The 24,808-nt window shown below is 73.3% G+C and carries 23 protein-coding genes; 8 read left to right on the forward strand and 15 right to left on the reverse strand.

Going from position 1 to position 24,808, the window contains the following annotated elements:
- Positions 1-34 precede the first annotated feature (34 nt).
- From AB0G01_RS14565 to AB0G01_RS14575, 3 genes are all read right to left on the reverse strand, one after another.
- On the reverse strand, positions 35-355 hold the full coding sequence (locus AB0G01_RS14565; RefSeq protein WP_360944600.1) for a hypothetical protein: 321 nt from the start codon (positions 353-355) through the stop codon (positions 35-37).
- Positions 352-1,437, reverse strand: coding sequence for an MBL fold metallo-hydrolase (locus tag AB0G01_RS14570; protein WP_360944603.1), 1,086 nt, complete (start codon positions 1,435-1,437; stop codon positions 352-354). Before AB0G01_RS14570 ends, AB0G01_RS14565 begins: the two co-directional genes overlap by 4 nt.
- Before the next feature lie 298 nt (positions 1,438-1,735).
- On the reverse strand, positions 1,736-5,113 hold the full coding sequence (locus tag AB0G01_RS14575) for a pyruvate carboxylase (RefSeq protein WP_360944606.1): 3,378 nt from the start codon (positions 5,111-5,113) through the stop codon (positions 1,736-1,738).
- 887 nt (positions 5,114-6,000) lie between these two features.
- Between AB0G01_RS14575 and AB0G01_RS14580 the strand changes: the two genes are divergently transcribed.
- On the forward strand, positions 6,001-7,269 hold the full coding sequence (locus AB0G01_RS14580; RefSeq protein WP_360944609.1) for a hypothetical protein: 1,269 nt from the start codon (positions 6,001-6,003) through the stop codon (positions 7,267-7,269).
- A 44-nt stretch (positions 7,270-7,313) separates the two neighbouring features.
- On the opposite strand, the gene AB0G01_RS14585 is transcribed toward AB0G01_RS14580, so the two are convergent.
- The 4 genes from AB0G01_RS14585 to AB0G01_RS14600 form a co-directional block, all read right to left on the reverse strand.
- Positions 7,314-8,132, reverse strand: coding sequence for a hypothetical protein (locus tag AB0G01_RS14585; RefSeq protein WP_360944612.1), 819 nt, complete (start codon positions 8,130-8,132; stop codon positions 7,314-7,316).
- 82 nt (positions 8,133-8,214) lie between these two features.
- Entirely contained in the window at positions 8,215-8,865 is a 651-nt protein-coding gene (locus AB0G01_RS14590) for a hypothetical protein (RefSeq protein ID WP_360944615.1), read from the reverse strand.
- Positions 8,866-11,727: a helicase-related protein gene (locus AB0G01_RS14595; protein WP_360944618.1), complete on the reverse strand. Its 2,862-nt coding sequence runs from the start codon at positions 11,725-11,727 to the stop codon at positions 8,866-8,868.
- 14 nt (positions 11,728-11,741) lie between these two features.
- Positions 11,742-13,331, reverse strand: coding sequence for a DAK2 domain-containing protein (locus tag AB0G01_RS14600; RefSeq protein ID WP_360944621.1), 1,590 nt, complete (start codon positions 13,329-13,331; stop codon positions 11,742-11,744).
- A gap of 144 nt (positions 13,332-13,475) precedes the next feature.
- Here AB0G01_RS14600 and rpmB point away from each other — a divergent pair, with 144 nt between their 5' ends.
- On the forward strand, positions 13,476-13,667 hold the full coding sequence (gene rpmB / locus AB0G01_RS14605; RefSeq protein WP_360944624.1) for a 50S ribosomal protein L28: 192 nt from the start codon (positions 13,476-13,478) through the stop codon (positions 13,665-13,667).
- A gap of 133 nt (positions 13,668-13,800) precedes the next feature.
- Here rpmB and AB0G01_RS14610 read toward each other — a convergent pair whose 3' ends face one another.
- Complete coding sequence (locus AB0G01_RS14610; protein WP_360944627.1) at positions 13,801-14,379, reverse strand: DUF3515 domain-containing protein; 579 nt, start codon at positions 14,377-14,379, stop codon at positions 13,801-13,803.
- A 20-nt stretch (positions 14,380-14,399) separates the two neighbouring features.
- Entirely contained in the window at positions 14,400-14,633 is a 234-nt protein-coding gene (locus AB0G01_RS14615; protein WP_015104517.1) for an Lrp/AsnC ligand binding domain-containing protein, read from the reverse strand.
- 97 nt (positions 14,634-14,730) lie between these two features.
- On the opposite strand from AB0G01_RS14615, the gene AB0G01_RS14620 reads away from it, so the two are divergent.
- The 4 genes from AB0G01_RS14620 to AB0G01_RS14635 are packed head-to-tail and all read left to right on the forward strand — an operon-like array spanning position 14,731 to position 17,405.
- Complete coding sequence (locus AB0G01_RS14620) at positions 14,731-15,696, forward strand: thiamine-phosphate kinase (RefSeq protein WP_360944630.1); 966 nt, start codon at positions 14,731-14,733, stop codon at positions 15,694-15,696.
- Positions 15,697-15,710: 14 nt separating this feature from the next.
- Positions 15,711-16,190: a GNAT family N-acetyltransferase gene (locus tag AB0G01_RS14625; protein WP_360944633.1), complete on the forward strand. Its 480-nt coding sequence runs from the start codon at positions 15,711-15,713 to the stop codon at positions 16,188-16,190.
- A 2-nt stretch (positions 16,191-16,192) separates the two neighbouring features.
- Positions 16,193-16,714 (forward strand): gamma carbonic anhydrase family protein, encoded by a 522-nt coding sequence (locus AB0G01_RS14630; RefSeq protein WP_360944636.1) that lies wholly within the window; start codon positions 16,193-16,195, stop codon positions 16,712-16,714.
- Positions 16,715-16,730: 16 nt separating this feature from the next.
- Positions 16,731-17,405: a uracil-DNA glycosylase gene (locus AB0G01_RS14635; protein WP_360944638.1), complete on the forward strand. Its 675-nt coding sequence runs from the start codon at positions 16,731-16,733 to the stop codon at positions 17,403-17,405.
- Positions 17,406-17,469: 64 nt separating this feature from the next.
- On the opposite strand, the gene AB0G01_RS14640 is transcribed toward AB0G01_RS14635, so the two are convergent.
- Positions 17,470-18,540, reverse strand: coding sequence for a D-alanine--D-alanine ligase family protein (locus AB0G01_RS14640; RefSeq protein WP_360944641.1), 1,071 nt, complete (start codon positions 18,538-18,540; stop codon positions 17,470-17,472).
- 11 nt (positions 18,541-18,551) lie between these two features.
- The gene (locus tag AB0G01_RS14645; protein ID WP_360944644.1) at positions 18,552-19,949 is read right to left on the reverse strand and encodes a PLP-dependent aminotransferase family protein; all 1,398 of its coding nucleotides are present in this window, start codon (positions 19,947-19,949) and stop codon (positions 18,552-18,554) included.
- Between the two features lie 68 nt (positions 19,950-20,017).
- Between AB0G01_RS14645 and AB0G01_RS14650 the strand changes: the two genes are divergently transcribed.
- Positions 20,018-20,665 (forward strand): pyridoxamine 5'-phosphate oxidase family protein, encoded by a 648-nt coding sequence (locus AB0G01_RS14650; RefSeq protein WP_360944647.1) that lies wholly within the window; start codon positions 20,018-20,020, stop codon positions 20,663-20,665.
- Here AB0G01_RS14650 and AB0G01_RS14655 read toward each other — a convergent pair.
- The 4 genes from AB0G01_RS14655 to AB0G01_RS14670 all read right to left on the reverse strand — a co-directional run bounded on the left by AB0G01_RS14655 (position 20,649) and on the right by AB0G01_RS14670 (position 24,095).
- On the reverse strand, positions 20,649-21,116 hold the full coding sequence (locus AB0G01_RS14655; RefSeq protein ID WP_360944650.1) for a cysteine dioxygenase family protein: 468 nt from the start codon (positions 21,114-21,116) through the stop codon (positions 20,649-20,651). The genes AB0G01_RS14650 and AB0G01_RS14655 overlap by 17 nt on opposite strands.
- 210 nt (positions 21,117-21,326) lie before the next feature.
- Positions 21,327-22,391, reverse strand: coding sequence for a cystathionine gamma-lyase (locus AB0G01_RS14660; protein ID WP_360944653.1), 1,065 nt, complete (start codon positions 22,389-22,391; stop codon positions 21,327-21,329).
- Positions 22,388-23,374 carry an NAD(P)H-dependent glycerol-3-phosphate dehydrogenase gene (locus tag AB0G01_RS14665; protein WP_360945271.1) on the reverse strand — a complete coding sequence of 329 codons (987 nt, stop codon included), beginning with the start codon at positions 23,372-23,374 and terminating at the stop codon, positions 22,388-22,390. Before AB0G01_RS14665 ends, AB0G01_RS14660 begins: the two co-directional genes overlap by 4 nt.
- A 19-nt stretch (positions 23,375-23,393) precedes the next feature.
- Entirely contained in the window at positions 23,394-24,095 is a 702-nt protein-coding gene (locus tag AB0G01_RS14670) for a lysophospholipid acyltransferase family protein (RefSeq protein ID WP_360944656.1), read from the reverse strand.
- Positions 24,096-24,183: 88 nt separating this feature from the next.
- Here AB0G01_RS14670 and cofC point away from each other — a divergent pair, with 88 nt between their 5' ends.
- Positions 24,184-24,789, forward strand: coding sequence for a 2-phospho-L-lactate guanylyltransferase (cofC, locus tag AB0G01_RS14675; protein ID WP_360944659.1), 606 nt, complete (start codon positions 24,184-24,186; stop codon positions 24,787-24,789).
- Positions 24,790-24,808: the final 19 nt, after the last annotated feature.

A 24,808-nucleotide genomic window follows, 5' to 3' on the forward strand; every position in this document is an offset into this window, starting at 1 on the left:
CCGCCCACTCCCGACGGACCCGCACTTCCCGTGATCACCGGCCCGGAGCGGCACCCCCGTTCACCGCGAGCACCCGGCCGATGATGTGCCCGGCCTCCGGCGAAGTCGGGAACGCGACCGCCGCCACCACGTCCGCCTCGTCGTTCGCCCGCCACTGGGCGCGCAGGTCGCCGCCACCGACCGCACCGCCGGCGTTGTCGACCAGCACGTCCACTGTGGACGGCAGCTCGGCCGCCGGCTCCGGCACCGCCCGGGGGTCGGCCGCGTCGGAGGCCACCGGCCGCGCGCCGACCTCCTCGACCGCGACCGCCTCGCCGCTGCCGATACCGCCCCCGGTCGCCCTCGCGGTCCTCATGCGAGCGCCTGCCACCAGCCGTCGACCGCCGGGGGGTCGGCCACGTCGATCCGCTCGCCCGGTCGCGGCACGGCCAGCGGGATCTCCCACGCCTTGGCCTCCCGCCACACCCGGTCGACCGGTTCGGCCCAGTCGTGGAACGCCAGGTTGAACGTCGCCCAGTGCACCGGGATCAGCAACCCGCCCCGGAGGTCGCGGTGCGCCGCCACCCCCTGCTCGGGCGTCATGTGGATGTCCGGCCAGTCCCGCCCGTACGCACCGATCTGGATCAACGACGCGTCGAACGGTCCGTACTCCGCGCCGACCCGGCGGTAGCCGTCGAAGTAGCCCGTGTCACCGCTGTAGTACACGCGGTGCCGCGGACCGACGACCGCCCACGACGCCCACAGCGTGGTGTCCCGCCGCAGCCCCCGCCCGGAGAAGTGCTGCGCGGGCGAGGCGATCAGGCGGATGCCCGCCACCTCGTGCGACTCGTCCCAGTCCAGTTCGACGATCCGCTCCTCGGGCACCTGCCACCGGCGCAGGTGCGCGCCGATGCCCAGCGGCACCACGAAGACCGCGTCACCGGTGCGGGTCAGCTCCCGCACGGTCGACAGGTCCAGGTGGTCGTAGTGGTCGTGCGAGATGACCACCGCGTCGACCTGGCCGACCTCGCTCAACGCGTGCGGCACCGGGTGCAGCCGCTTCGGCCCGACCGCCTGCGACGGCGAGCAGCGCTCGCTCCACACCGGGTCGAGCAGGATTCGCGCGCCGTCGATCTCGACCAGCGCGGAGGCGTGGCCGTACCACGTGACGTGCAGCCCGTCGGCGGACCGGACCGGCACCGGGGGCACCAGCGGGACCTCGCCGGCCGGGTGCCGCTGCTGGCCACCGAACAGCAGTTCTCGCGCCATGTCCGCCGCACCGCCGGGCGGCACGGTCCGGGTGTGCTCGGCGTTGTGGAACCTGCCGTCGCGGAACTGCGGGGAGCGCCGGATGCGCTTGCCCCGCGGTGTGCCGCCGAGCGCGGTGGGCACGTCGCGCAACGCCCACGCGACCGCTCCCGCCGCCACTCCGAGCAGCGCTGCGGTGACCTTCTTCATGGCACCTCCAACGGCCGTCCCGACCCCGAGGTTCCCGTGGTGCGGGAGATCAACCGGTCGGGTGACGATGTCCTGGGACGGCGGCCGGCCGGGCCCGTGGCGGGCCCGGCAGGTCGTCGCCATCATCCTCACCGGAGCGGCCCGAACCGGCCACACGGACCGATCACCGGACCAGCGCCGGGCTGCGTCGAAGGCCCACGCGACGCACAACGGTGCACCGCGACGCCGAACAGCTCGCGTAAGACGCACTACAGGCCGGACACCCCCGTGGGATGCCCGGCCCGTACGCGCGGAAACGCTATTCGAGCACGATCAGCAGGTCGCCGCCTTCCACCTGCTGCACGCCGCGCACGGCGAGGCGCTTGACCCGACCGGCCCTCGGCGCGGTGATCGCGGCCTCCATCTTCATGGCCTCGATCGTCGCCACCGTCTGCCCGACGTCGACCTGCTCGTCCTCCTCGACATTCGGGGTGACCACACCCGCGAACGGCGCGGCCACGTGACCCGGGTTGGCGCGGTCCGCCTTCTCCGCCACCGGGACCTCGGCCGCGATCGAGCGGTCGCGCACCTGGATCGGCCGGAGCTGGCCGTTGAGCGTCGCCATGACGGTGCGCATACCGCGCTCGTCGGCCTCGCCGATCGCCTCCAGGCCGATCAGCAGCCGCACGCCGGGCTCCAGGTCGACCGAGTACTCCTCGCCCGGCCGCAGGCCGTAGAAGAAGTCCTTGCTGCGCAGCACGCTGGTGTCGCCGTACGCGTCCCGGTGCGCCTGGAACTCCTTGGTCGGCGCGGGGAACAGCAGGCGGTTCAGCGTCGCGCGGGGGGACTTCGCCAGGCCCTCGCGGTCCTCGTCGGTCAGCTCCGCCACGCCCTTGGGTGCGGCCCGGCCCTGCAACGCCTTGCTGCGGAACGGCTCCGGCCAGCCGCCGGGCGGGTCGCCCAGCTCACCGGACAGGAACCCGACCACCGACGCCGGGATGTCGAACTTGTTCGGCTCGGCCTCGAAGTCCTTCGGCGACACGCCCGCGCCCACCAGGTGCAGCGCCAGGTCGCCGACGACCTTGGAGGACGGCGTCACCTTCACCAGCCGGCCCAGCATCCGGTCGGCCGCGGCGTACATGGCCTCGATCTCCTCGAACTTCTGGCCGAGGCCGAGCGCCACCGCCTGGGTGCGGAGGTTCGAGAGCTGGCCACCGGGGATCTCGTGGTGGTAGACGCGACCGGTCGGGCCCGGGATGCCGGACTCGAACGGCGCGTACACCTTGCGCACGGCCTCCCAGTACGGCTCGATGTCGCACACCGCCTGGAGGTCCAGGCCGGTCTCGTGCTCGGTGTAGTCCGTGGCCGCCACGATCGCCGACAACGGCGGCTGGGACGTGGTGCCCGCCATCGACGCCGCAGCGCCGTCCACCGCGTCCACACCGGCCTGGATGGCCGCCAGGTACGTCGCCAACTGACCGCCCGCCGTGTCGTGCGTGTGCAGGTGCACGGGGAGGTCGAACTCCTTGCGCAACGCGGTGACCAACCGTGCGGCGGCCGGCGGGCGCAACAGGCCCGCCATGTCCTTCACGGCGAGCACGTGCGCACCCGCGCCGACGATCTGTTCGGCCAGCTTCAGGTAGTAGTCGAGCGTGTACAGGCGCTCGTCCGGGTTGGACAGGTCGGCCGTGTAGCACAGCGCCACCTCGGCGACAGCGGTCCCGGTCTCCCGCACGGCCTCGATCGCCGGCCGCATCTGCTCGACGTCGTTCAAGGCGTCGAAGATGCGGAAGATGTCGATGCCGGTCTTGGTCGCCTCTTCGACGAACGCGTTGGTCACGGCTTCCGGGTAGGGCGTGTAGCCCACCGTGTTGCGTCCGCGCAGCAGCATCTGGAGCGTGATGTTGGGTACGGCCTCCCGCAGCGCGGCAAGACGCTCCCAGGGGTCTTCGGCGAGGAACCGCAGCGCCACGTCGTACGTCGCACCGCCCCACGCCTCAAGGGACAGCAACTGCGGCGTAAGACGCGACACGTGCGGCGCTACGGCGAGCAGGTCCTTGGTGCGCACGCGGGTCGCCAGGAGCGACTGGTGCGCGTCGCGGAACGTCGTGTCGGTGACCCCGAGCGCCGTGGACTCCCGCAGCCACCGCGCGAAGCCCTCCGGGCCCAGCTCGGTGAGCTTCTGCTTGGAACCCGCCGGCGGCTCGACCGACAGGTCGAGGTGCGGCAGCTTGTCCTTCGGGTCCACGGCAGCCGGGCGCGCGCCGTTCGGCAGGTTCACCGTCACGTCCGCGAGGTAGGTCAGCAGCCGCGTGCCGCGGTCGGCGGAGTGCCGGGCGGTGAGCAGGTGCGGGCGCTTCTCGATGAACGACGTGGTGACGCGGCCCTCGTAGAAGTCCTTGTCGTCCAGGACCGCCTGGAGGAACGGGATGTTGGTGGAGACGCCCCGGATGCGGAACTCGGCGACCGCCCGGCGGGCCCGCGCCACGGCGGCGGAGAACGTGCGCCCCCGGCAGGTCAGCTTCACCAGCATGGAGTCGAAGTGCGCGCCGATCGCGGTGCCCGAGCCCGTCGTGCCGCCGTCCAGCCGGATGCCCGAACCGCCCGGCGAGCGATAAGCGCTGATCATGCCGGTGTCGGGGCGGAAGCCGTTGGCCGGGTCCTCGGTGGTGATGCGGCACTGGAGGGCCGCGCCGCGCAGGTGCACGGTGTCCTGGCTGAGCCCGAGGTCGTCCAGGGACTCGCCGGACGCGATGCGCATCTGCGACTGCACGAGGTCGACGTCGGTGACCTCTTCGGTGACCGTGTGCTCCACCTGGATGCGGGGGTTCATCTCGATGAAGACGTAGTTGCCGCGCGGGTCCAGGAGGAACTCGACGGTGCCCGCGTTGCGGTAGCCGATGTGCCGGGCGAACTTCACCGCGTCGGCGCACATGCGGTCCCGCAGCTCCGGGGCGAGGTTCGGGGCGGGCGCGATCTCGATGACCTTCTGGTGCCGGCGCTGGACCGAGCAGTCGCGCTCGAACAGGTGCATCACGTTGCCCTCGCCGTCGGCGAGGATCTGCACCTCGATGTGGCGGGGCTCCACCACGGCCTGTTCGAGGAACACGGTGGGGTCGCCGAACGCCGACTCGGCCTCGCGGGAGGCCGCTTCCAGCGCCTCGCGGAGCGCGGCGGGCTCGTCCACCTTGCGCATGCCGCGACCACCACCACCGGCGACGGCCTTCACGAACACCGGGAAGTCGATGCCCTCGGCGGCCTGGAGCAGGACGTCGACGTCGCTGGACGGCGCGCTGGACCGGAGCACCGGCAGACCCGCTTCCCGGGCGGCGGCGATGGCGTGCGCCTTGTTGCCGGTCAGCTCCAGCACGTCCGAGGGCGGACCGACGAACGTGATCCCGGCCTCGGCGCAGGCCTGGGCCAGCTCGGGGTTCTCCGACAGGAAGCCGTAGCCGGGGTAGATCGCGTCCGCGCCGGCCCGGCGGGCCGCCTTGATGATCTCGTCCACGGACAGGTACGCGCGCACGGGGTGGCCGGGCTCGCCGATCTCGTAGGACTCGTCGGCCTTCAGCCGGTGCAGTGAATTGCGATCCTCGTGAGGAAAGACGGCAACCGTGCCGGCGCCCAGCTCGTAGGCAGCGCGAAAAGCCCGGATCGCGATCTCGCCGCGGTTGGCGACAAGAACCTTGCGGAACATTCGGCGTTCCCTCCCAGGTCACTCGGCGGTCAATCAAGGCACGTTACCGTGCGTGTCCCGCCCCTCGGGAGCTCCATCTCACGTGACGGACGTCATCGTGATCGTTCACTCACCCGGTCAAGGGCGGTCCGACCTGGGGCGCGGCCCGTGGATTGTCCCTTGCGCGCGGCCTCGGCGCAGCCCCCTGACGGCGGGCTCACACTCACATTTCCGGTCAGCCGGGGGTCCGCGGGCCGTTCACCCGAAAGTGATCTTGCCGGCGATCGAACTCCTGTTCGACAATTGACGGGCACGCCCCACCTGCCGCCGACACCCGATCCGACCGAGAGGAGATGTGCATGACAGCGAGAGCCAGTGCGGTGGAGTCGCCCTCGAACGCCCCGAGGTCCGACCCGCGCCGTCCGAGCCACCCGTCGGGCCAGGTGCCCGAAACCCCCACGGCAAGTGGGCGCGCCGCCGCGCCTCCGACCGGTCAGGGCGTACCGATCGGACGCGCGGCGCACCACCCCTCTGCCGTCGCACCTTCTGCCGTCGCACCCACCGCCGCCACACCTCCCGCCGGCACGTCGCCACCCCTCACATCACCGTCCGCTACCACCCCGGGGGTCGGATGTCCGCGTCCCTGAGTCCCGCCCGGACTGCCGGGCCCGCCCGACCACCGTTAGCTCGACCACTGCTCGACCCGCCAAGTGGGTGACAGAGGGCCGGGGCGCTACCCGCGACCAGGGCCGACCGGAGGGCCGGGGTGATCGGAAGTCCCCAGGTCAGGGGGCCTCTCATCATCAAGTGGCCGGCTCGCTGCCGAGAGCGGACAATCACTGAGCCGTTACAGTGCGTTCGCTGTATCGGGTGACGGACCGTATCGACTTCTCGGTAGGGTTGGACATATGGCCGGGGCTGAAGGGACTGGGCAGCCTGCTGCCCGCACCCACTTCGACATTGTTCTGCGCGGGTACAACCAGAAACAGGTCAACGAGCGGGTAACGCGCCTGGAGTTCGACCTCAAGAACTCCAACAGATCACGCGACGCCACCGCCGCTCAGGTCGCCGAGCTCAGCAAGCTCCTCGGCACCACCCGCGCCGAGCTCGACAAGGTCAAGGCACAGCTCGGCAACCTCGCGTCCAGCCCGGTCAGCGCGTCGAACGTCACCGACCGCGTCCGCGTGATGATGACGTTGGCCGAGGAGGAGATCGCCGACATCCGCAAGGGTGCGCTCGACCAGGCCAACGCGACCCGTGCGGAGGCCGAGCGGTTCGCGACCGAGGGCCGGGCGGCGCACCAGCGGGCGATGAACGACCTCGAAGCGCGCCACCGGCAGTTGGAGGCGAGCTACCAGAAGCGGTCGGGTGAGCTGGAGCAGAAGTACCAGGACCGCCTGGCCGAGTTGGAGCGGTCGCACGAGGAGCTCCGGACCAAGCTGACCGCCGAGCACGAGGCGCTGCTCGCCGAGACCCGGGCCGAGCACGACCGGGTGTCGGCCGAGTTCGAGGCCAGGAGCACGGCGCTGGACGAACGCCGGGTCGAGTTGGACGCCAAGTACCAGGGCTACCACGACGACCTGGACAAGGAGTACGACGAGCTGCGCACCACGCTCCGCAAGGAGCACGAGGGGCACGTCACCGAGGCCAAGGCCGAGGCGGCGCGGCTGCTGGAGGCCGCGCGGGCCGAGGTCGACGCGCTGCGCGCCGAATCGGACAAGCAGATCGCGGAGCTGGAAGCGGAGTCGCTGGCCAAGGCGGAGAAGACCGTCGCGGACGCGAACAGCTACGCGGAGCAGACCACGGCCGAGGCCGACGCCCGGGCCGAGAAGACGATCGCCGACGCCGACGCGCACGCCGACCGCCGGACCACGGCCGCCGATCAGAAGCTGACCGAACTGCACACCGTGCGCAAGGCGCTGTCCGAGCAGTTCACCGCCGTTCAGGACGCGGTGGCCAAGGCGGTGGCGTCCCTGGTGCCGGTGGACGGCGAGTCGGACAACGACGACGAGCCCGACACGCGGTCCGACAGCCGACCCGACGGCAAGGTCGACGGCAGGCCGGACGGCAAGGTCGACAGCAAGCCGGACGGCAAGGTCGACAGCAAGGTCGGCGGCGGGTCCGACGCGGACGGCGAGCAGCCGACCAGGCAACTGCCGGTCCCCCGCACCGACTGACACCCGCCGGCGGCGGGTGGCGCGGCCGACCCGGTGCGGCCGGGTTACTTCGGGAGTTGTTCGGCGGGGACGACTTCGGTGGGTGAGGGCGTCGGGAAGTCGAACCGCCCGCCCCACTCGGTGAAGCGGGTGGTCGACTGCTTGACGACCTTGCCGTCCTGCTCGAAGCGGTACTCGGCCTGCCGGGGCGCTCCGCTGTCGTCCACCCACACCGTCGCTCGGATGGTGATGCCGAATTCGGCGAGCTGGGTGTGCTGGAGCTGGATGTCCGGGTCCTCGATGACCTTCGCCATCTTCAGCGGGTCGACCACGAGTTCGTAGCGGGTGGTCCGGGTGTCGTCGAGCTGCTCGGCGGCCCGGTTCACGATCAGCGCGGCGCGGGGCTGGACGTAGTCGAGTTCCGCGCCGACCGTCGCTCCCGGGCCGAAGCCGCGCAGGAGGCCGTCCACCTCGCCGCTGTTCCGGCGGGTGTAGAAGCCCCACTTCTTGCCCTCGGGCATGGGTGCGCCGTCGACGTGCAGGTAGAGGCCGTCGCGGGTCATGACCATGTCCATCTTGCGGGTCTGGCCGCCGGTGGACATCTGCATGGCCATCGAGCCGGTGATGCCCTCCGGGTCCTGGCGCAGGGTGCCGTCGACGGTGCTGCGGACCTCGGTGGCACCGCCGTCCGAGGCGAAGCCCTCGGTGTGGAAGCGGGCGGTCTTGAGTTCGGCCCGGCGCTGGTCGAGGCGCTCGGCGAGCACGGCCAGGTCGCCCTTGGGCGGTGAGCTCGGCGGGGGCGGCTCGCTCGCTGCGGGCGTGCACGCGACCAGCGCGGACAGGACCAGCGCGGACGAGGTCAGGGCGAGCAGCAGGCGGCGCACAGTACGGCGACGATACCCGAGCCCGGTCGGGCGACCGCCGGTCTGACCGGGCGGGTCGGTCCGATGGGCGGTGGGTGGGGGGTCAGCCCAGGAGGATCTGCCATTCGTCGCGGACCGGCGGGAGGGTGAGGCGCTCCTGGATCAGGAAGTCCTGCCGCCACCGGCCGCGCTCGTGCGCGGCGCGCAGGTAGTACACCGTGGCGGCCACCACGCAGGACACCGCGACGACGGCCGCGAGGCCGCCGAGCCAGTCGCCGTCCGACCACGTCCGCACGGCCACCAGCACCGGCAGGGCCAGTACCGCCAGGTCGAACAGCCGGCCCAGCAGGTTTCGCCACCACGGCCTGGTGGTCACGCGGACGCCCGCGTCCTCCAGGGTGTCGTACTCGTCGGGGCCGTGTTCGCGCAGCCTGGTCGCCTCGACCCGGCGGGTGCGGATCTCGACCCCGACGCCCCACAGCGTGGCCAGGCCGAGCGTCAGCAGCAGGACGTCGACCACGTGGTGGTACCAGGGGGCGTTCAGGTTGGCGGCGTACGACGCGAGCGCCGCCACCGACATGGCCGCGCCCGCCCGCTTCAGCGACGACAGGTACTGCTTGGCCAGCCAGGTCGGCAGCAGCGACCGGACGACCTTGTCGCGGACGTCGGGGCGGGCGGCGCGCAGGGCGCGTGCTTCCTCCCTCGCCCGCGTCAGTTCCGGGGCCCGGCTCCGGGTCGGCGTCAGTGCGCGCATCTAGGCCTTCTCCAGGTATTCCGCCCGTTCCTCGTCGAGCAGGCCGGCCACCAGCGACGCCAGGCCGGGGTGCGCGGCCAGTTCCGGGTCGGTGTCCACGACCTGGGTCGCGACGACCCGGGCTTCGGCGATCACGTCCTCGTCGCGCAGCAGCGACAACATCTTCAGGCCCGAGCGGGTACCCGACTGGGCCGCGCCGAGGATATCGCCCTCGCGGCGCAGTTCCAGGTCCAGTTGGGCGAGTTCGAACCCGTCCAGGGTGGACTCCACGGCCCGCAGCCGGGCCATCGTGGCGGTGCCCTCGGGCATCTCGGTCACCAGCAGGCACAGGCCGGGCGCGCTGCCCCGGCCGACCCGGCCGCGTAGCTGGTGGAGCTGGCTGACGCCGAAGCGGTCGGCGTCCATGATCACCATGACGGTGGCGTTCGGCACGTTCACGCCGACCTCGACCACGGTGGTGGCGACCAGGACCTGGATCTCGTTGCCCGCGAACGCCCGCATCACGGCGTCCTTGTCGTCCGACGGCATCCGGCCGTGCAGGACGTCGACGCGCAGCCCCCGCAACGGGCCTTCGGCCAGGCGCTGCGCCACGTCCACGACGGCCAGCGGCGGTCGGCGGTCGGACGTGTCGTCCTTGGGCGGTTCGTCGCCGGACGGGTCCTCGGCCTCGCCGTCGCCGATGCGCGGGCAGACCACGTACACCTGGTGGCCCTTGTCGACCTCTTCGCGGATGCGCTGCCACGCCCGGTCGAGCCACGCGGGCTTCTCCGCCATCGGCACCACCGAGGTGCTGATCGGCGAGCGGCCCTGCGGCAGTTCGCGCAGCGCGGAGACCTCCAGGTCGCCGTAGACGGTCATCGCGACGGTGCGCGGGATCGGGGTCGCGGTCATCACCAGCACGTGCGGCGTCGACCCGCCGGCCCGGCCGCTCAGGGCGGCCCGCTGCTCGACGCCGAACCGGTGCTGCTCGTCGACCACGACCAGGCCGAGGTCGTGGAACTCGACCTTGTCCTGGATCAGGGCGTGCGTCCCGACGACCACGCCGGCCTCGCCGGTGACGATCTCCAGCAGTGCCTTCTTGCGCTGCGCGGTCGGCATCGAGCCGGTGAGCAGGGTGACCCGGGTGGCGTGCTCGGCACCGCCCAGCTCGCCTGCCTGGCCGAGGTCGCCGAGCAGCTCGCGCAGCGAGCGGGCGTGCTGGGCGGCCAGGACCTCGGTGGGCGCGAGCATCGCGGCCTGCCGGCCGGCGTCGACGACCTGGAGCATCGCCCGCAGCGCGACCATCGTGTTGTGGGTGACGACGAAGTGGTCCGTCACGTACAGCCGGGACGGGTGGTCGACGGAGATGCACTGCACCGGCTTCACGCCGACGAACTCGACCCGCTCGATGTACCGGACGGGTGGCGCGGTGCGGTCCAGCGCGTCCCGGAACGGCGGGAACTCCTCGGGCAGCCGGACGAGGACCTCGTGCCGCTCGTAGCCGTAGCCGACCACACCGGTGCCGCCCAGCGACTCGGCGAGCTCGCTGACGTACTCGGCGAGGTTCTCGGACTCGGTGCGGAAGACGACGTCCACCCCGTCGCACGCGCCGCCGGTGCCGAGCAGTCCTTGCAGCAGTTCGTGCCGCTCCTTGACCGGGGCGAGCTCGACGCAGTCCACGTCCGGCGCGACGACCATCGGCAGTCGCCAGCGGGATGGGCCGTCGTCGCGCAGCAGGTCGTCCCGGATCTCGCGCAGGGTCCGCACTTCGCCGTCGTGGGTGGCCCACAGGTGCTCCAGGTCGCACTCGACGGCCTTGCCGTCCGACAGCACCACCCGGAACACCTCGCGCTCGCCCTGCGGGAACACGCCGGTCACCTCGGTGGGCGTGCCGTCCCGGGTGATCACCTCGTCGCCGACGCGGAGGTCGCCCATCGCCACGAAACCCCCGGGCGTGAGCACCAGGGCGTCCAGCGGCTGCGCCTTGCCGGAGCCGACCTCGCCCTGCAACAGGCGGTTCATCGGCTGCTCGGCGGACAGGTCGGCGGAGACCCGCTCGCCGACCTCGCGCTGGCCGGCGGTGAGCTCGAAGGGCAGCCGGTCGTCGAACGCGTCCCGCACCAGGCCGGGTCTGGGTGGGCACGCGGGCGCGGGGCGGGCGGTCGCGGACCGGCGGCGCTGGGCCAGGGCGAGCTGCACGGCCATCGCCTCGTCCCACTTGAGCCGCTGCTGGGCCACGGTGATCGCGGCCCAGCCGTCGGGCCGGTGGATGTCGCGCAGCGCCTTCTCCAGGTCCACGAGCCCGCGTTCCGCGCGCAGTTCGGCGGGCAGCGGGTCCTCGGCCACGCCGTCCCACAGCGCGAGCACCTGCTCGACGCAGTTGGACACGTTCCACGACTGGATCCCCTGCGCCGCCGGGTAGACCGGGATGAACGCGCCCGCGAAATCGGCGACGCTCCCGTCGTCCCGCTCGTCGAGCACCTGGTAGTCCGGGTGGGCGAGCTGGAGCTTGCCGTTGAACATGCCGACCTTGCCCGCGAACATCGCCTCGCGGCCGGGCAGCAGCTCCCGTTCGACGGTGCGCGACCCGCGCCCGAAGAACACCAGGTGCAGGTCCGACGAGCCGTCGGTGATCACCGCCTCCAGCAGTTCCCCGCTGCGGCTCTTCATCCGGCGCTGCCGGGCGCTCTTGACCCGGGCCTGCACGGTCGCGTGCTCGCCCAGCTCCAGCCCCTTGATCTCGGTCAGCTCGCCGCGCTCGTCGTACCGTCGCGGGTAGTGCCGCAGCAGGTCGCCGACCGTGGTGAGCCCGAGGCCGCTCTCCAGCGCGTCGGCGCTCTTCTTGCCCAGCACCGACACCAGTTTTTCGTCGAAGGTCGTCATCCCGGCCTATTCAACTACTCGACACCGACGATGAGGACAGCGCCGGGCTGTCCACCCCGGTATGCCGCCAGATCAACCTCCGGATGGGCGACGCGGAGGTGTTCCTCCAGCTCCTCGGCGAGGCCGTCCGGCGCGGTGTCGCCGAGCAGCGCGGTGACCAGTTCGCCGCCGCCGGCCAGCATCCGGTCCACCAGCAGCCGGGCCAGGGGGCCGACGTCGGCCGGTCCGGGTCCGATCGCCACGACCTCGCCGTCGAGCATCCCGAGCAGGTCGCCGGGACGGCAGCGGCCGACCCAGGTGATCGCCTCGCGCTCGGACACCTTCACCTCGCCGCGCCGGGTCGCGGCGGCGGCCTCGGCCATCGCCACCACGTCGTCGCCGGGCCGGCGGGACGCGTCGTGCACGGCGAGCGCGGACAGCGCCTGCACCGGCGAGGAGGTCGGCACCACGACCACGTCCTGGCCGGCTTCGGCGGCCTGCGCGACGACCACGTCCAGCGGCGCGCGCAGGTCCGGGTCGCCGGGCAGCACGGTGACGTGCCGGGCGCGGGTGCTCACCACGACGGCCAGCAGGTCGGCCGGGTCGTCGGTGGGTTCGGCGACGACCGCGCCCTCGGACCGGAACAGCTCCTTCGCGCCGTCGCCCTCGACCAGCACGACGACCGCGCGGTCGCGGACGAACCGGGGTGCCTGGGCGGCGAACTGGTCGGCGAACCGGGCGACCATGATCCGGTGCGGCCGGCCCTGCTCGACGCCCGCTTCGATGGCCGCGCCGATGTCGTTGCAGTGCACGTGGACGGTCCACAGCCGCGCGCCGTCGCCGACCACCGAGACGCAGTCGCCCAGCGCGGAGAGCCGCTGCTTGAGGGCGTCCGCGTCGGGCGAGCCGTCGAGCAGGTACATGACCTCGTACTCGTACTCGGCCGAGCCGGCTTCGCGGGCGGTGGTGAGGGCTTCGGCGGTGCGCGCCGGGCTCGGCGGCGCGGCCGGTTCCAGCGGCTGGCCGGTGATCACGGCGACGAGCGCGTCCAGCAGCAGGACCAGCCCGCGTCCGCCCGCGTCCACGACGCCCGCGCGGGCCAGCACGGCCAGGTGGCGCGGGGTCTCGGCGAGCGCTTCGGCACCCGCCCGCGCGGCGGCGGTGACGACGTCGTCCAGGGCGTCCGACCGGCAGTCGCGGGCGGCTTCGGCGGCGGCGTGCAGGACGGTGAGCACGGTGCCCGGCACGGGCTGGGAGACGGCGGCGGTGGCGAGCTCGTCGGCGCGGCGCAGGGCGTTGCGGATCGCCTGGCCGCCGGCCGTGGACGCGCCCTGGGCGGCCTCCGCGAGGCCGCGCAGCACCTGGGACAGGATCACGCCGGAGTTGCCGCGCGCGCCGGCCAGCGCGCCCCGGGCGAGGGCCGCGAGCGCCTGCCCGACGGAGGCCGCGGGGGTCCTGAGCAGCGAGTCCTGCGCGGACCGCATGGTCTGCGCCAGGTTCGTGCCGGTGTCGCCGTCGGGGACCGGGAAGACGTTGATGCGGTCGATGTCCTCGCGGTTGGCGTCCAGGGAACGGACGCAGGCGTCCGCCCACTGGCGGACCGCGACCGCATCGAGTACCTGCATGGCGGGAGGGTATTCGACCCGGTTTGGTGGCGTCGCGACCCACCGGCTACCCTGACGTGGTTGCCATGCCCGGCTGAGGCTTGTGCACGCTTGCGCGCCCGCCGGGGCGTGAGTACCGAGGATAAACCTTAAGGAGTGGCTGACGTGGCTGCCGTGTGCGACGTCTGTAACAAGGGGCCGGGCTTCGGCAAGTCGGTCTCGCACTCGAACCGGCGCACCAACCGCCGGTGGAACCCGAACATCCAGACCGTGCGCGCGAAGGTGTCCTCTTCGCAGCGGCAGCGGCTGAACGTCTGCACCTCGTGCCTGAAGGCGGGCAAGGTGGTGCGCGGCTGAGACCGCGTCCGGTTGAGCGTTGCGGAAGGCCCCTGGAACCCGTTCCAGGGGCCTTCCGCCGTGCCGGGGTTTCGGGGAGGCTTCCGGTGCCCGGCTCCGCTGCGGGCGGGTCCGGTGCGGGTGGCGGGTCCGGTCAGCCCCGGGTGTCCACGGGCACGGCGGGCAGCGTGTCGCGAATGGTGGTGGAGATGTCCTGCAACGGGCCGGTGCCCGCGTCCGACGGCACGGTGAGCGCCACGTACGCCGGGCGGTCCACGACGTACCAGGTGGAGCTGCCGCCCTCGGTCAGCACCAGCCACTGGACGTCGGAGATGCCGCGCAGCTCCGACGTCGGCGTGAGGTCGCCGGGCCGGTCGAGACCGCACCGCAGCACGATCGGCTCGTGGCGCGCGTCGCCCCACGCCACCGCGCCGGCCGGGGCGGGCGCGGTCAGCTCGCGCCGGGGCAGCGTGGCCCCGTTGGACACGAGCTGCATCGGCAGCTTGCTCAGCAGCGCCTGGCAGTCCGCCGACTCGGCGGCGGGCGCGGGCACGGGGACCAGCGGGAGCGGACCGGAGCGGTCCGACGTCGAGTCCGTTGTCGCGTCCGAGCCGCCCGTGCCGAGGAACAGCCCGGCGGCGGCCACGCCCGCCGCGAGGAGCGCCGGCAGGCCGATGGCGACGGCGAGCAGCGGTCGGGGCAGTAGCGACGTGGGTTCGGGTTCCTGTGCCACCCGGCTATGACAACACGGGCCTACAGGTGGACCACCGGGCAGGTCAGTGTTCGGGTGATGCCCTCGACGTTCTGGATGCGGGCCACCACGAGCTGGCCGAGCTGGTCGACGGTGTCGGCCTCGGCGCGGACGATCACGTCGTACGGACCGGTGACGTCCTCCGCGGTGGCCACGCCGGGGATGCCGGAGATCTCGGCCGCCACGGCGGCTGCCTTTCCGACCTCGGTCTGGATGAGGATGTATGCGTGGACCACGGCGTGCCCCTTCGTCGCGACAGGTTAGGTCGGGGTAGGAACGTGGTCAGCAACGTACCCCAGTTGGGGTTCCGAATGCTCAGAACGGGAGGCAATCTTGCGTCCGGAGCCGCCGCGGAACGCGGACACGGTCGCCGAAGTGGGTGAGTTCGGTCTCATCCGCCGGGTGACGGCAGGTCGGACGCAGCCGCCCACCACCCTGCTCGGTCCCGGCGACGACGCGGCCGTGGTGGCCGCGCCGGACGGGCGCGTGGTGGTGTCCACCGACGTGCTCGTGGAGGGTGTCCACTTCAGACTCGACTGGTCGTCCCCCGAGCAGGTGGGCCGCAAGGCGGCGGCCGTGAACCTGGCGGACGTGGCGGCCATGGGTGCCCTGCCCACGGCCCTGCTGATCGGTCTGGCCTGCCCGCCGGACACGGCGTCCGCCGTGGTCGAGGGCATCACCGCCGGGCTGTGGCAGGAGGCCGCCGTCGCGGGTGCGGGCGTGGTGGGCGGGGACATGGTGTCCTCGGCGACGCTGGTGATCTCCGTTACGGCGCTGGGCGACCTGGGCGGCTACGAACCGGTCACCCGGTCGGGGGCCCAGGTGGGTGATGTCGTCGCGGTGTGCGGGCGGCTGGGGTGGGCGGCCGGCGGGCTCGCCGTGCTGGGGCGCGGGTTCCGGTCCCCGGTGGCGGTCGTCGGGGCGCAGCGGAACCCCGAACCCCCTTACGCCGCCGGGCCGCAGGCCGCCGCCGCCGGCGCGACGGCGATGATCGACGTGTCCGACGGGCTGCTGGCCGACTTGGGGCACATCGCCGAGGAGTCGGGCATCGGCATCGACATCCGGACCGAGCTGCTGGAGGTCCACCCGCGACTGCTGGACGTCGCGTCCGCGCTGGGGGCCGACGCGCGGCACTGGGTGCTGACCGGGGGCGAGGACCACGCGCTGGCCGCGACGTTCCCGGAGCCGGCCGCCGTGCCCGAGGGGTGGCGCACGATCGGCACGGTGCGGCACGGCGGCGGGGTCACCGTCGACGGCCGGGGGTACGAGAAACCCCCTGGCTGGGAGCACTGGCGCTAGGTAACCTGACCGGTGTGGAACTATTCACGCGAGCGTATGACCATCCGGACTCGGCGAAGCTGATCGCCGAGCTCCAGCAGGTCTTCGTCGTGCGCTACGGCGGCGAGGACCACACGCCCGTCGACCCGGCCCAGTTCGCCCCGCCGCTGGGCACTTTCATCGTCGGCTACCTGGACGACGTGCCGGTCGCGTGCGGCGGGTGGCGGGCGCACGACGAGGCACGCGACTCGCTGCGCCCCGGCGACGCCGAGATCAAGCGGATGTACACGACCGATTCGGTGCGCGGCAAGGGGTTGTCCCGGGCCATCCTGGCCGGGCTGGAGGCGTCGGCGCTGGCGGCGGGCCGCACCCGCATGGTGCTGGAGACCGGGGAGCCGCAGCCCGAGGCGATCGGCCTCTACCGGTCCAGCGGCTACGCGCGGATCGACAACTTCGGGTTCTACCGGGAAAATCCGCAGAGCCTCTGCTTCGCGAAGGAACTCCCCAGGAGGTAGTGGTGGCGATCTACGCGTTGGGCGACCGCGAGCCGGTGATCCACCCGGACGCGTACGTGCACCCCGACGCGACCGTGATCGGCGACGTCCGCATCCACGCGCACGCGTCCGTGTGGCCGAGGGCGGTGCTGCGCGGCGATTACGGCCGCATCGAGGTCGGCGCGCGCACGTCCGTCCAGGACGGCACGGTCGTGCACTGCACCGAGGTGCACCCGGCGCTGATCGGCGCGGAGTGCGTCATCGGGCACAACGTGCACATCGAGGGCGCGACCATCGCCGACCGGTGCCTGATCGCGTCGGGATCGGTGGTGCTCAACGGTTCCGTGGTGGAGACCGGCGCGATCGTCGGCGCGGGAGCGGTGGTGTCGTTCAACGGCCACGTGCCGGCCCGGTCGATGGCGCTGGGCGTGCCGGCGAAAATCCGCGAGGGCTACGAGGTGCCCGACGGCGCGTGGCAGTTCGCCGTCGACAAGTACGTCGACAACATCTCGACCTACCGCGAAGAGCTGCGCCGCCTCGACTGAGATAGGGTCCCCGCTCGTGGCACGTCCGCTTGAGGAAGTCATGGAAACCGGCTGGGCGCGGGCACTCGCGCCGGTCGCCGAGCAGATCGCGAAGATGGGCGAGTTCCTCCGCGAGGAGGTCGCCGCCGGCCGCACCTACCTGCCGGCCGGGGAGAACGTGCTGCGCGCGTTCCAGCAGCCGTTCCACGAGGTGCGGGTGCTGATCGTCGGTCAGGACCCGTACCCGACACCGGGGCACGCGGTGGGGCTGAGCTTCTCGGTGTCGCCGGAGACCCGGCCGATCCCGAAGAGCCTGGCCAACATCTACCGCGAGTACCAGGAAGACCTGGGCCACCCCAAGCCCTCCAACGGCGACCTGACCCCGTGGACGCGGCAGGGGGTCCTGTTGCTCAACAGGGCGCTCACCGTGCAGCCGGGCAAGTCGAACTCCCACCAGGGCAAGGGCTGGGAGGCCGTGACGGAGCAGGCGATCAAGGCGCTGGCGGCGCGCGAGGAACCCCTCGTGGCCATCCTGTGGGGCCGCAACGCCCGCAACCTGAAGCCGGTGCTGGAGCCGTTCCCGTGCGTGGAGTCGGCCCACCCGTCGCCGCTGTCGGCGGCGGCCGGGTTCTTCGGCTCCCGACCGTTCAGCCGGGCCAACGAGCTGCTGGTCGAGCAGGGTGCCGAGCCCGTCGACTGGCGGCTCCCGTAGGACACCGGCGGCGCGTGCCCGCGTGGCACGCGCCGCCTGCCCGCCTCGCGGCGGACCCGGGTTGTCAGCGCAGGCCGGTCCCCCGGGCCAGGGCGGTCTCGACCAGGGTGGTCAGCAGGGTCGGGTAGTCCACGCCGGTCTCCGCCCACATGCGCGGGTACATCGAGATCGGGGTGAAGCCCGGCATCGTGTTGACCTCGTTGACGACCAGCCCGTCGTCGTCGGTGACGAAGAAGTCGACCCGCGCCAGGCCCTGGCAGTCCAGCGCCCGGAACGCCGTCACGGCCATCTCCCGCAGCGCGGCGGCCACCCCGTCGTCCAGCTTCGCCGGGAGGTCGAACTCGCACACGTCGTCGAGGTACTTGGCGTCGAAGTCGTACCAGTCGACCGCGCCGCCGACGACGCGCAGTTCCGCCGCCGACGACGCCTCGACCCGGCCGTCCGGGAACTCCAGCACGCCGCACTCGACCTCGCGCCCGGACACGGCGGCCTCGACGATGACCTTCGGGTCGGTCTTGCGGGCCAGCGCCAGCGCGCTGTCCAGGTGGGACCAGTCCACCACCTTCGAGATGCCGACCGACGACCCGGCGCGGGCGGGCTTCACGAACACCGGCAGGCCGAGGCGCTCGCGGTCCGCCTCGGACAGGGTCTCCTGGTCGCGGCGCAGCACCGCGAACTCGCCGACCGGGAGGCCCGCGTCGCGCAGCAGCTTCTTGGTGAACTCCTTGTCCATGGCGACCGCCGACGCCAGCACGCCGGGGCCCACGTACGGGATCGACGCGAGTTCCAGCAGGCCCTGGATCGTGCCGTCCTCGCCCCACGCGCCGTGCAGCACCGGGAAGACCACGTCGACGTCGGCCAGCACCTCGTCGGGCGTCACCGGGACGAGCTCGCCGCCGGACACCGGCACCAGGGCGTCGACCGTCGGCAGCCGGCGGTCGCGGACCTCCAACGCGCGGGTGTCGTCCGCGCCGACCACCCACCGGCCCTCGTCGTGCGTGATGCCCACGGGCACCACCTCGAACCGGTCCCGGTCCAGGTGCGGGAGGACGCTGCCGGCGGACAGGCAGGAGACCGTGTGCTCGCTGCTGCGCCCGCCGAACACCACGGCGACCCTGGTCTTGCGTCGTGTCATGGTTTCCGACCCTACCCGGATGGCTCAACGGCGGGACTCAGCAGCTCCACCAGCACCGGCAGGGCGGCGGTGAGCTGGTCGCGCGAGCACGCCCCGTACCCGATGGCGACGCCGAACACCCTGGGGCGCGCGGCGTGGTGGCGGCCGAGCCCGTCCAGGCGCAGCCCGCGCGCCTCGGCGGCGGCCAGCAGGTCGCGTTCGGACTGGGCGTCGGCCAGCAGCACGACCACGTGCGCGCCCGCGTCGTCGCCCAGCACGGACACCCCGGCGGCGGCCAGCGCGGAGGCCACCAGGGCCCGCCGCTCGGACAGCTCGCGCCGGAGCTTGCGCAGGTGCCGGCCCAGGTCGCCGGTCCGCGCGAGTTCGACCAGCACGCGCTGCCCGGCGGCCGACGGCGCGGTGCCGGTGGCCTCGCGGTGGGCCAGGATGGCGGCGGCGATCGGCTCGGGCGCGACCATCCACCCCGCGCCCAGGGTCGGGGTGAGGATCTTGCTGGTGGTGCCCAGGTGCACGACGACGTCCGGGGCGAGCGCGGCGAGCAGCGGCAGCGGCGCGACGTCGTAGCGGAGCTCGCCGTCGTAGTCGTCCTCCACGACGAGCCAGCCCTCGCGCCGGGCGCGTTCCACGAGGGCGACCCGGCGCGCGGCGGACATCCGGCCGCCCATCGGGTACTGGTGGGCGGGCGAGCAGTAGACCCCGCGCACCCCTTCGGGCACGCCTTCGACCAGCAGCCCCTCGGCGTCCACGGGTGCCTGGACGACCTTGATCCGCGCGGACCGCAACGCGCCGACGGCCCGCTGGTAGCCGGGTTCCTCGACGGCCACCACGTCGCCCGGTTCGAGCACGGCGGCGGCGATCTCCACCAGCGCGGCGGTGGTGCCGCCGGTGGCCAGCACCAGCTCCTCGCGCAGCCCGCCGCGCACGGCCAGCCCGCGGTGCCGCAGCAGGTGTTCGGCCACCACCGCGCGGTACTCGGGCAGCCCGGCGCGCTGGGGCCGGAACAGCGGCAGCGAGTCGGCCGCCGCACGCCACGCCCGCCGCCACGCGGCCCGGTCGAGCCCTTCGGCCCACGGCGCGCCGGGTGCGAAGTCGACCACGTCCGGGGCGGGCTCGGGCGCGGCGGCGCGGCGCGGCCGGCCCTTGAGCGAGCCGGGCGGGGTGGTCGTCACGTAGGTGCCCGAACCGTGCCGGCCGGCGATCCAGCCCTCGGCGTGCAACTGCTCGTACGCCGCCGCCGTCACGGTCCGGCTGACGCCGAGCCGCTCGGCCAGCGCCCGGGTGGACGGCAGCCGGTCGCCGCTGCGCAGCCGCCCGTCCCCCGCCGCCGCGCGCAGCGCCTCGGCCAACTGCACGGCCAGCGGTTCGGCCGAATCGCGGTCCAGGGTCACGGGGAGCGCGGTCTCCGGCAAAGTGGTCTCCTCGGTTAGCCTGGTAATTGGCACTTGAGGAATGCCACTTTACCCCGGAAGCTGACCTCATGACGCTGTCACCGACGCCCCGCAGCACGATCAAACGCGGGAGCAAGCGCGCCGTGACCGAACGGGACGCCCTGCACGCCGTGCTCGACGCCGCCCTCGTGTGCCACCTCGCCGTGGTGGTCGACGGCGCGCCGCTGGTCCTGCCCACCGGCTACGGCCGCGACGGCGACACCCTCTACCTGCACGGCTCCACCGGCGCGCGCAGCCTGCGCGAGGCGGCGACCGGCGTGCCGGTGTGCGTGGCGGTGACCCTGCTCGACGGTGTCGTCTACGCCCGCTCGGTGTTCGACCACTCGATGAACTACCGCGCCGCGGTCGTCCACGGCACCGCCGTGCCGGTGACCGACCCGGACGCGAAGACCCACGCGCTGAAGGTCCTCACCGACCACCTCGCGCCCGGTTCCTGGGACTACGCCCGGCTGCCCACCCCCAAGGAGCTGGCCGCCACGTCCGTGCTCGCGCTGGACCTCGCCGAGGCGTCGGTGAAGATCCGCACCGGCCCGCCCGGCGACGAGGACGAGGACGTCGTCGCCAACGCGCGGTGGGCGGGCGTCCTGCCGGTGCGCACGTCCTGGGGCGAGCCGGTGGCCGATCCGCTGCTGGTCGGCGACTGGGACGTGCCCGCGCACGTCAGCGAGCGGCGGTAGCCCCGCCGACCGGGTCGAACCGGTACGGCCGCATGGTGCGCCCGCCGTCGCGGTAGACGTGGATCGTGACGGTGGGGTCGGGCCCGTCGTTGCGCACCTGGTGCACGTAGTCGGGGCCGAACACCCGGGACTGGCCGGCCGTCAGGTGGTGCAGCACCTGGGTCCGGCCGGGTGCCACGATCTCCGTCAGCGAGCCGCTGACCAGCGTGAACGCCCCGGAGGTCGGGCCGTGGTCGTGCAGGTCGGTGTACTGGCCGGGCAACCAGCTCATCAGCCACACCTCCTGCTCGTCGGTCCGCTCGACCAGCGCGGAGAAGCGGCGGTCGGGGTCGTAGCGCAGCAGGTGGGCCCAGCGCTCCCGCCGTGCCGCCACGTCGAGCGCGATCCGCACGGGGTGCAGCGCGGCGTGCGACTGGGGCAGGGCGATCGTGTTCTCCGGAACGGCGAACATGGTTCCTTCTCGGGACGACGCGGTGGTGCGGGCGTCAGGGGCCCGCGGGACGCAGGTCGATCACCGGGAAGGACAGAGCGCGCTGGCCGCCAGGCCGAGGTCGATGTGACCCCGACCGGCGTGGAGAGCGCGGGAAGACATGCCGGAGAGACTGGCAGGGCCGCCCCGGTGGAGCAACCGCGTCCCACGAATTGGAACGCCCTCCACCCGTCAGAGTGAACCCAGCACGTCGGCGACGAGATCGGCGGTGTCCTCGCACCCTGCCGAGACCCGGACCAGCCCCTCCGGTACCGGGTCGCCCCACTGCGCGCGCCGGTCCAGCGTGGTGTGCAGACCGCCGAAGCTGGTCGACGCCGCCACCAGCCGGGAGCGCCCCAGGAACGCCGCGACCGCGTCGGCGTCGCGCAGCGCGAACGTCAGCACCCCGCCGAAGCGGCGCATCTGGCGCGACGCCACGGCGAACGCCGGGTCGCCCGGCGCACCCGGCCAGCGCAGCCCGGTCACCTCCGGGCGGCCCTCCAGCGCCGCGTGCAGCGCCGCCGCGTTCTCCGCCTGCCGGGTCAGCCGCAGGTCCAGCGTGCCCAGGCCGCGGTGGGCCAGCCACGCCTCGAACGGCCCGGGGATCGCGCCGCCGACCGAGCGCGCGGCCCGCACCTCCTCCGCGAGCGCGTGATCCACTGTGGACACGTGCCCGAGCAGCACGTCGCTGTGCCCGGCCACGGCCTTGGTGTCGCTGCTCACCACGATGTCCGCGCCGAGCTCCAACGGCCGTTGCCCCAGCGGTGTCGCGGTCGTGTTGTCCACCGCCACCAGCGCGCCCGCCGCGTGCGCGGCGGTGGCCAGCCCGGCGATGTCGCACACGTCCAGGCCGGGGTTCGACGGCGACTCCAGCAGCACCAGCCGCACGCCGTCGAACGACGGGTACGGCCCGGCGGTGGGCACTCCCACCACCTCCACCGGGAGCTGGGCCACCAGGTTCCGGGTCAGGTAGTAGCCGTCCGAGGGCAGCACGACCGTGTCACCGGGCCGCAGCACGACCCGGAGCAACGTCGAGATCGCCGCCATCCCGGACGGGAACAGCACCGCCTCGCCGCCGTCCAGCGACCCCAGCGCGCCTTCCAGCGCGCGCCAGGTCGGGTTGTGCGTGCGGCCGTAGGTGTCCGCGCCGCCCAGGTGGTACGCCGACGCGAACACCGGCCCCGCCAGGAACGGCTCCCCCGGCCCCGCCGACACCGAGTGCACGACCCGCGTGCCGTCCCCGTACTCCGGGTTCACTGCCGTTCCGCCTTGCGCTCCCGGCCCAGCAACGCCGTCGTGAGCGCACGCGGGTCCAGCCCGTCGTGGCACACCCGGTGCACGCCGTCGGTGATCGGCATGTCCACGTCGATCCGCGCGGCCAGCTCCCGGATCGACGAGCACGACTTCACGCCCTCGGCCACCTGGCCGTGCGCGGCCTCCAGCGCCCGCGCCACGGTGTCGCCGCGCCCCAGCCGCTCGCCGAAGGACCGGTTGCGGGACAGCGGGGACGCGCACGTCGCCACCAGGTCGCCCAGCCCGGCCAGGCCGGCGAAGGTCAGCGGGTCCGCGCCCAGCGCCGCGCCCAGCCGGGCGGTCTCGGCCAGGCCGCGGGTGATGATGGAGGCCATGGTGTTGTCGCCGAACCCGAGCCCGGCAGCCATCCCGCAGGCCAGCGCGATCACGTTCTTGCACGCCCCGCCCAGCTCGCAGCCCACCACGTCGACGTTGGTGTAGGGCCGGAAGTAGGAGTTCGAGCACGCGTGCTGGAGGGCGACCGCCCGGTCGTGGTCGGTGCACGCGATGACCGTGGCGGTCGGCTGCTCGGCCGCGATCTCCTTGGCCAGGTTCGGCCCGGACACCACGGCGACCTGGTCCTCGGGCACGCCGGCGACCTCGCGGACCACCTCGCTCATCCGCTTGAGGGTGCCCAGTTCGACCCCCTTGGCGAGGCTGACCAGGGTCGCGCCGGCGGGCAGCGCGGCGCGCCACTCGGCGAGGTTGGCCCGCAGCGTCTGGCTCGGCACGCCCAGCACGACGGCGCGCGCGCCGGCCAGCGCCGCGTCCGGGTCGTGCGTCGCCACCAGGTTCGCCGGCAGCGTCGTGGACGGCAGGTAGCCGGAGTTGACCCGGGTCCGGGTGATCTCGTCGGCGACCTCCGCCCGCCGCGCCCACAGCACGACGTCCGTGCCCGAGTCGGCCAGCACCTTCGCGAAGGCCGTGCCCCACGACCCCGCACCCATCACCGCGACCCGCTCCACGTCAGACCTTCTTCACGTAGAAGCCGTCGGGCGCGGTCTCCTGCCGGATGTCGGCCAGCAGGCCCTTCACCTCGCCCATGAGCACGTCGGTCACCTCGCGCAGCACCGCGATGGACTGCGGCCTGGCGCGGTGCGCGGACAAGTCGACCGGCGCGCCGACCCTGGTCACCACGGTCTTGCGGGGGAACGGCCGGAACGCCTTGCGGTAGTGGTCGTAGAGGTCGCGGGTGCCCCAGCGGGCGGCCGGGACGACCGGCACGTCGTGCGCCAGCGCGAGCCGGGCCACGCCGGTGCGCGAGGACATCGGCCAGCCGTCCGGGTCGCGGGTGATCGTGCCCTCGGGGTAGATGATCACGACCAGGCCCTGCTCCAGGGCCTCGTGGGCGGCGCGCAGGCTCTGCTGGGCGTCGGCGGTGCCCCGGTAGACGGGGATCTGCTTCGCGCCCCTGATGACGGTGCCGAGCACGGGGACCTGCCACAGGCTGTGCTTGGCCAGGAAGTGCGGGACCCGGCCCTGCCGGTGGGTGAAGACGGCGTCGTACACGGGGTCCAGGTGCGACACGTGGTTCATCACGACCAGCGCGCCGCCCGTCTTCGGGAGGTGCTCGCCACCCTCGTCGCGCCGCCGCGCCATCAGCGCGGTCGACGGGTAGAACACCGCCGCGGCGAGCCCCACCCAGAATCCGCCCTTCTCCCTGCCCACGTGTTCTCCCTCTCGTCACCCTCAGGACGTCTGGAGTCTTCACCGCGACGGGCGGCGGGGTCCAGTCGACATCGGGGAGTATGGCCGGGTGCGTGCCGATGTGGACCTGGTGGTGCCGGTCAAGACCCTGCAACGGGCGAAGACGCGGCTGGTGGGGGTGACCGACGACCGGCCGGCGCTCGCGCTGGCGTTCGCCCTGGACACCATCGCCGCCGCGCTGCCGGTGGTGCGCGGCGTGCTGGCCATCACCGAGGACCGGGCGGTGGCGGCGCGGCTGCGGGCGATGGGCGTCGGGTCGATCCCGGGGCCGGAGGGGCTCAACGAGGCCCTGCGGTTCGGCGCGGCGGTGCTGCGCGGGCGCGACCCGGGGTCGGTGGTGGGCGCGTTGCAGGCGGACCTGCCCGCGCTGCGGACCGACGAGCTGGCGCTGGCGCTGGCGGCGGCGGACGGGCGGGCGTTCTGCCCCGACCGGCAGGGCACCGGGACGACGCTGCTGCTGTCCGCGCCCGGCGGGGACCTCGACCCGAGGTTCGGCCCCGGGTCGGCGGAGGCGCACGCGGCGGACGCCCGGGTGCTGCTGGGACCGTGGCCGTCGTTGCGCAACGACGTGGACACGGCGGAGGACCTGGCGCTCGCGGCCGGCCTCGGGCTCGGGCCGCGCTCGGCGGCGGTGCTGTGCGCGGTGGGCGGCTGACCCGTCGAACGGGGCCGAC

The organism is Actinosynnema sp. NPDC023587 (assembly GCF_040640215.1).
In the GTDB taxonomy this organism is placed as follows: domain Bacteria; phylum Actinomycetota; class Actinomycetes; order Mycobacteriales; family Pseudonocardiaceae; genus Actinosynnema.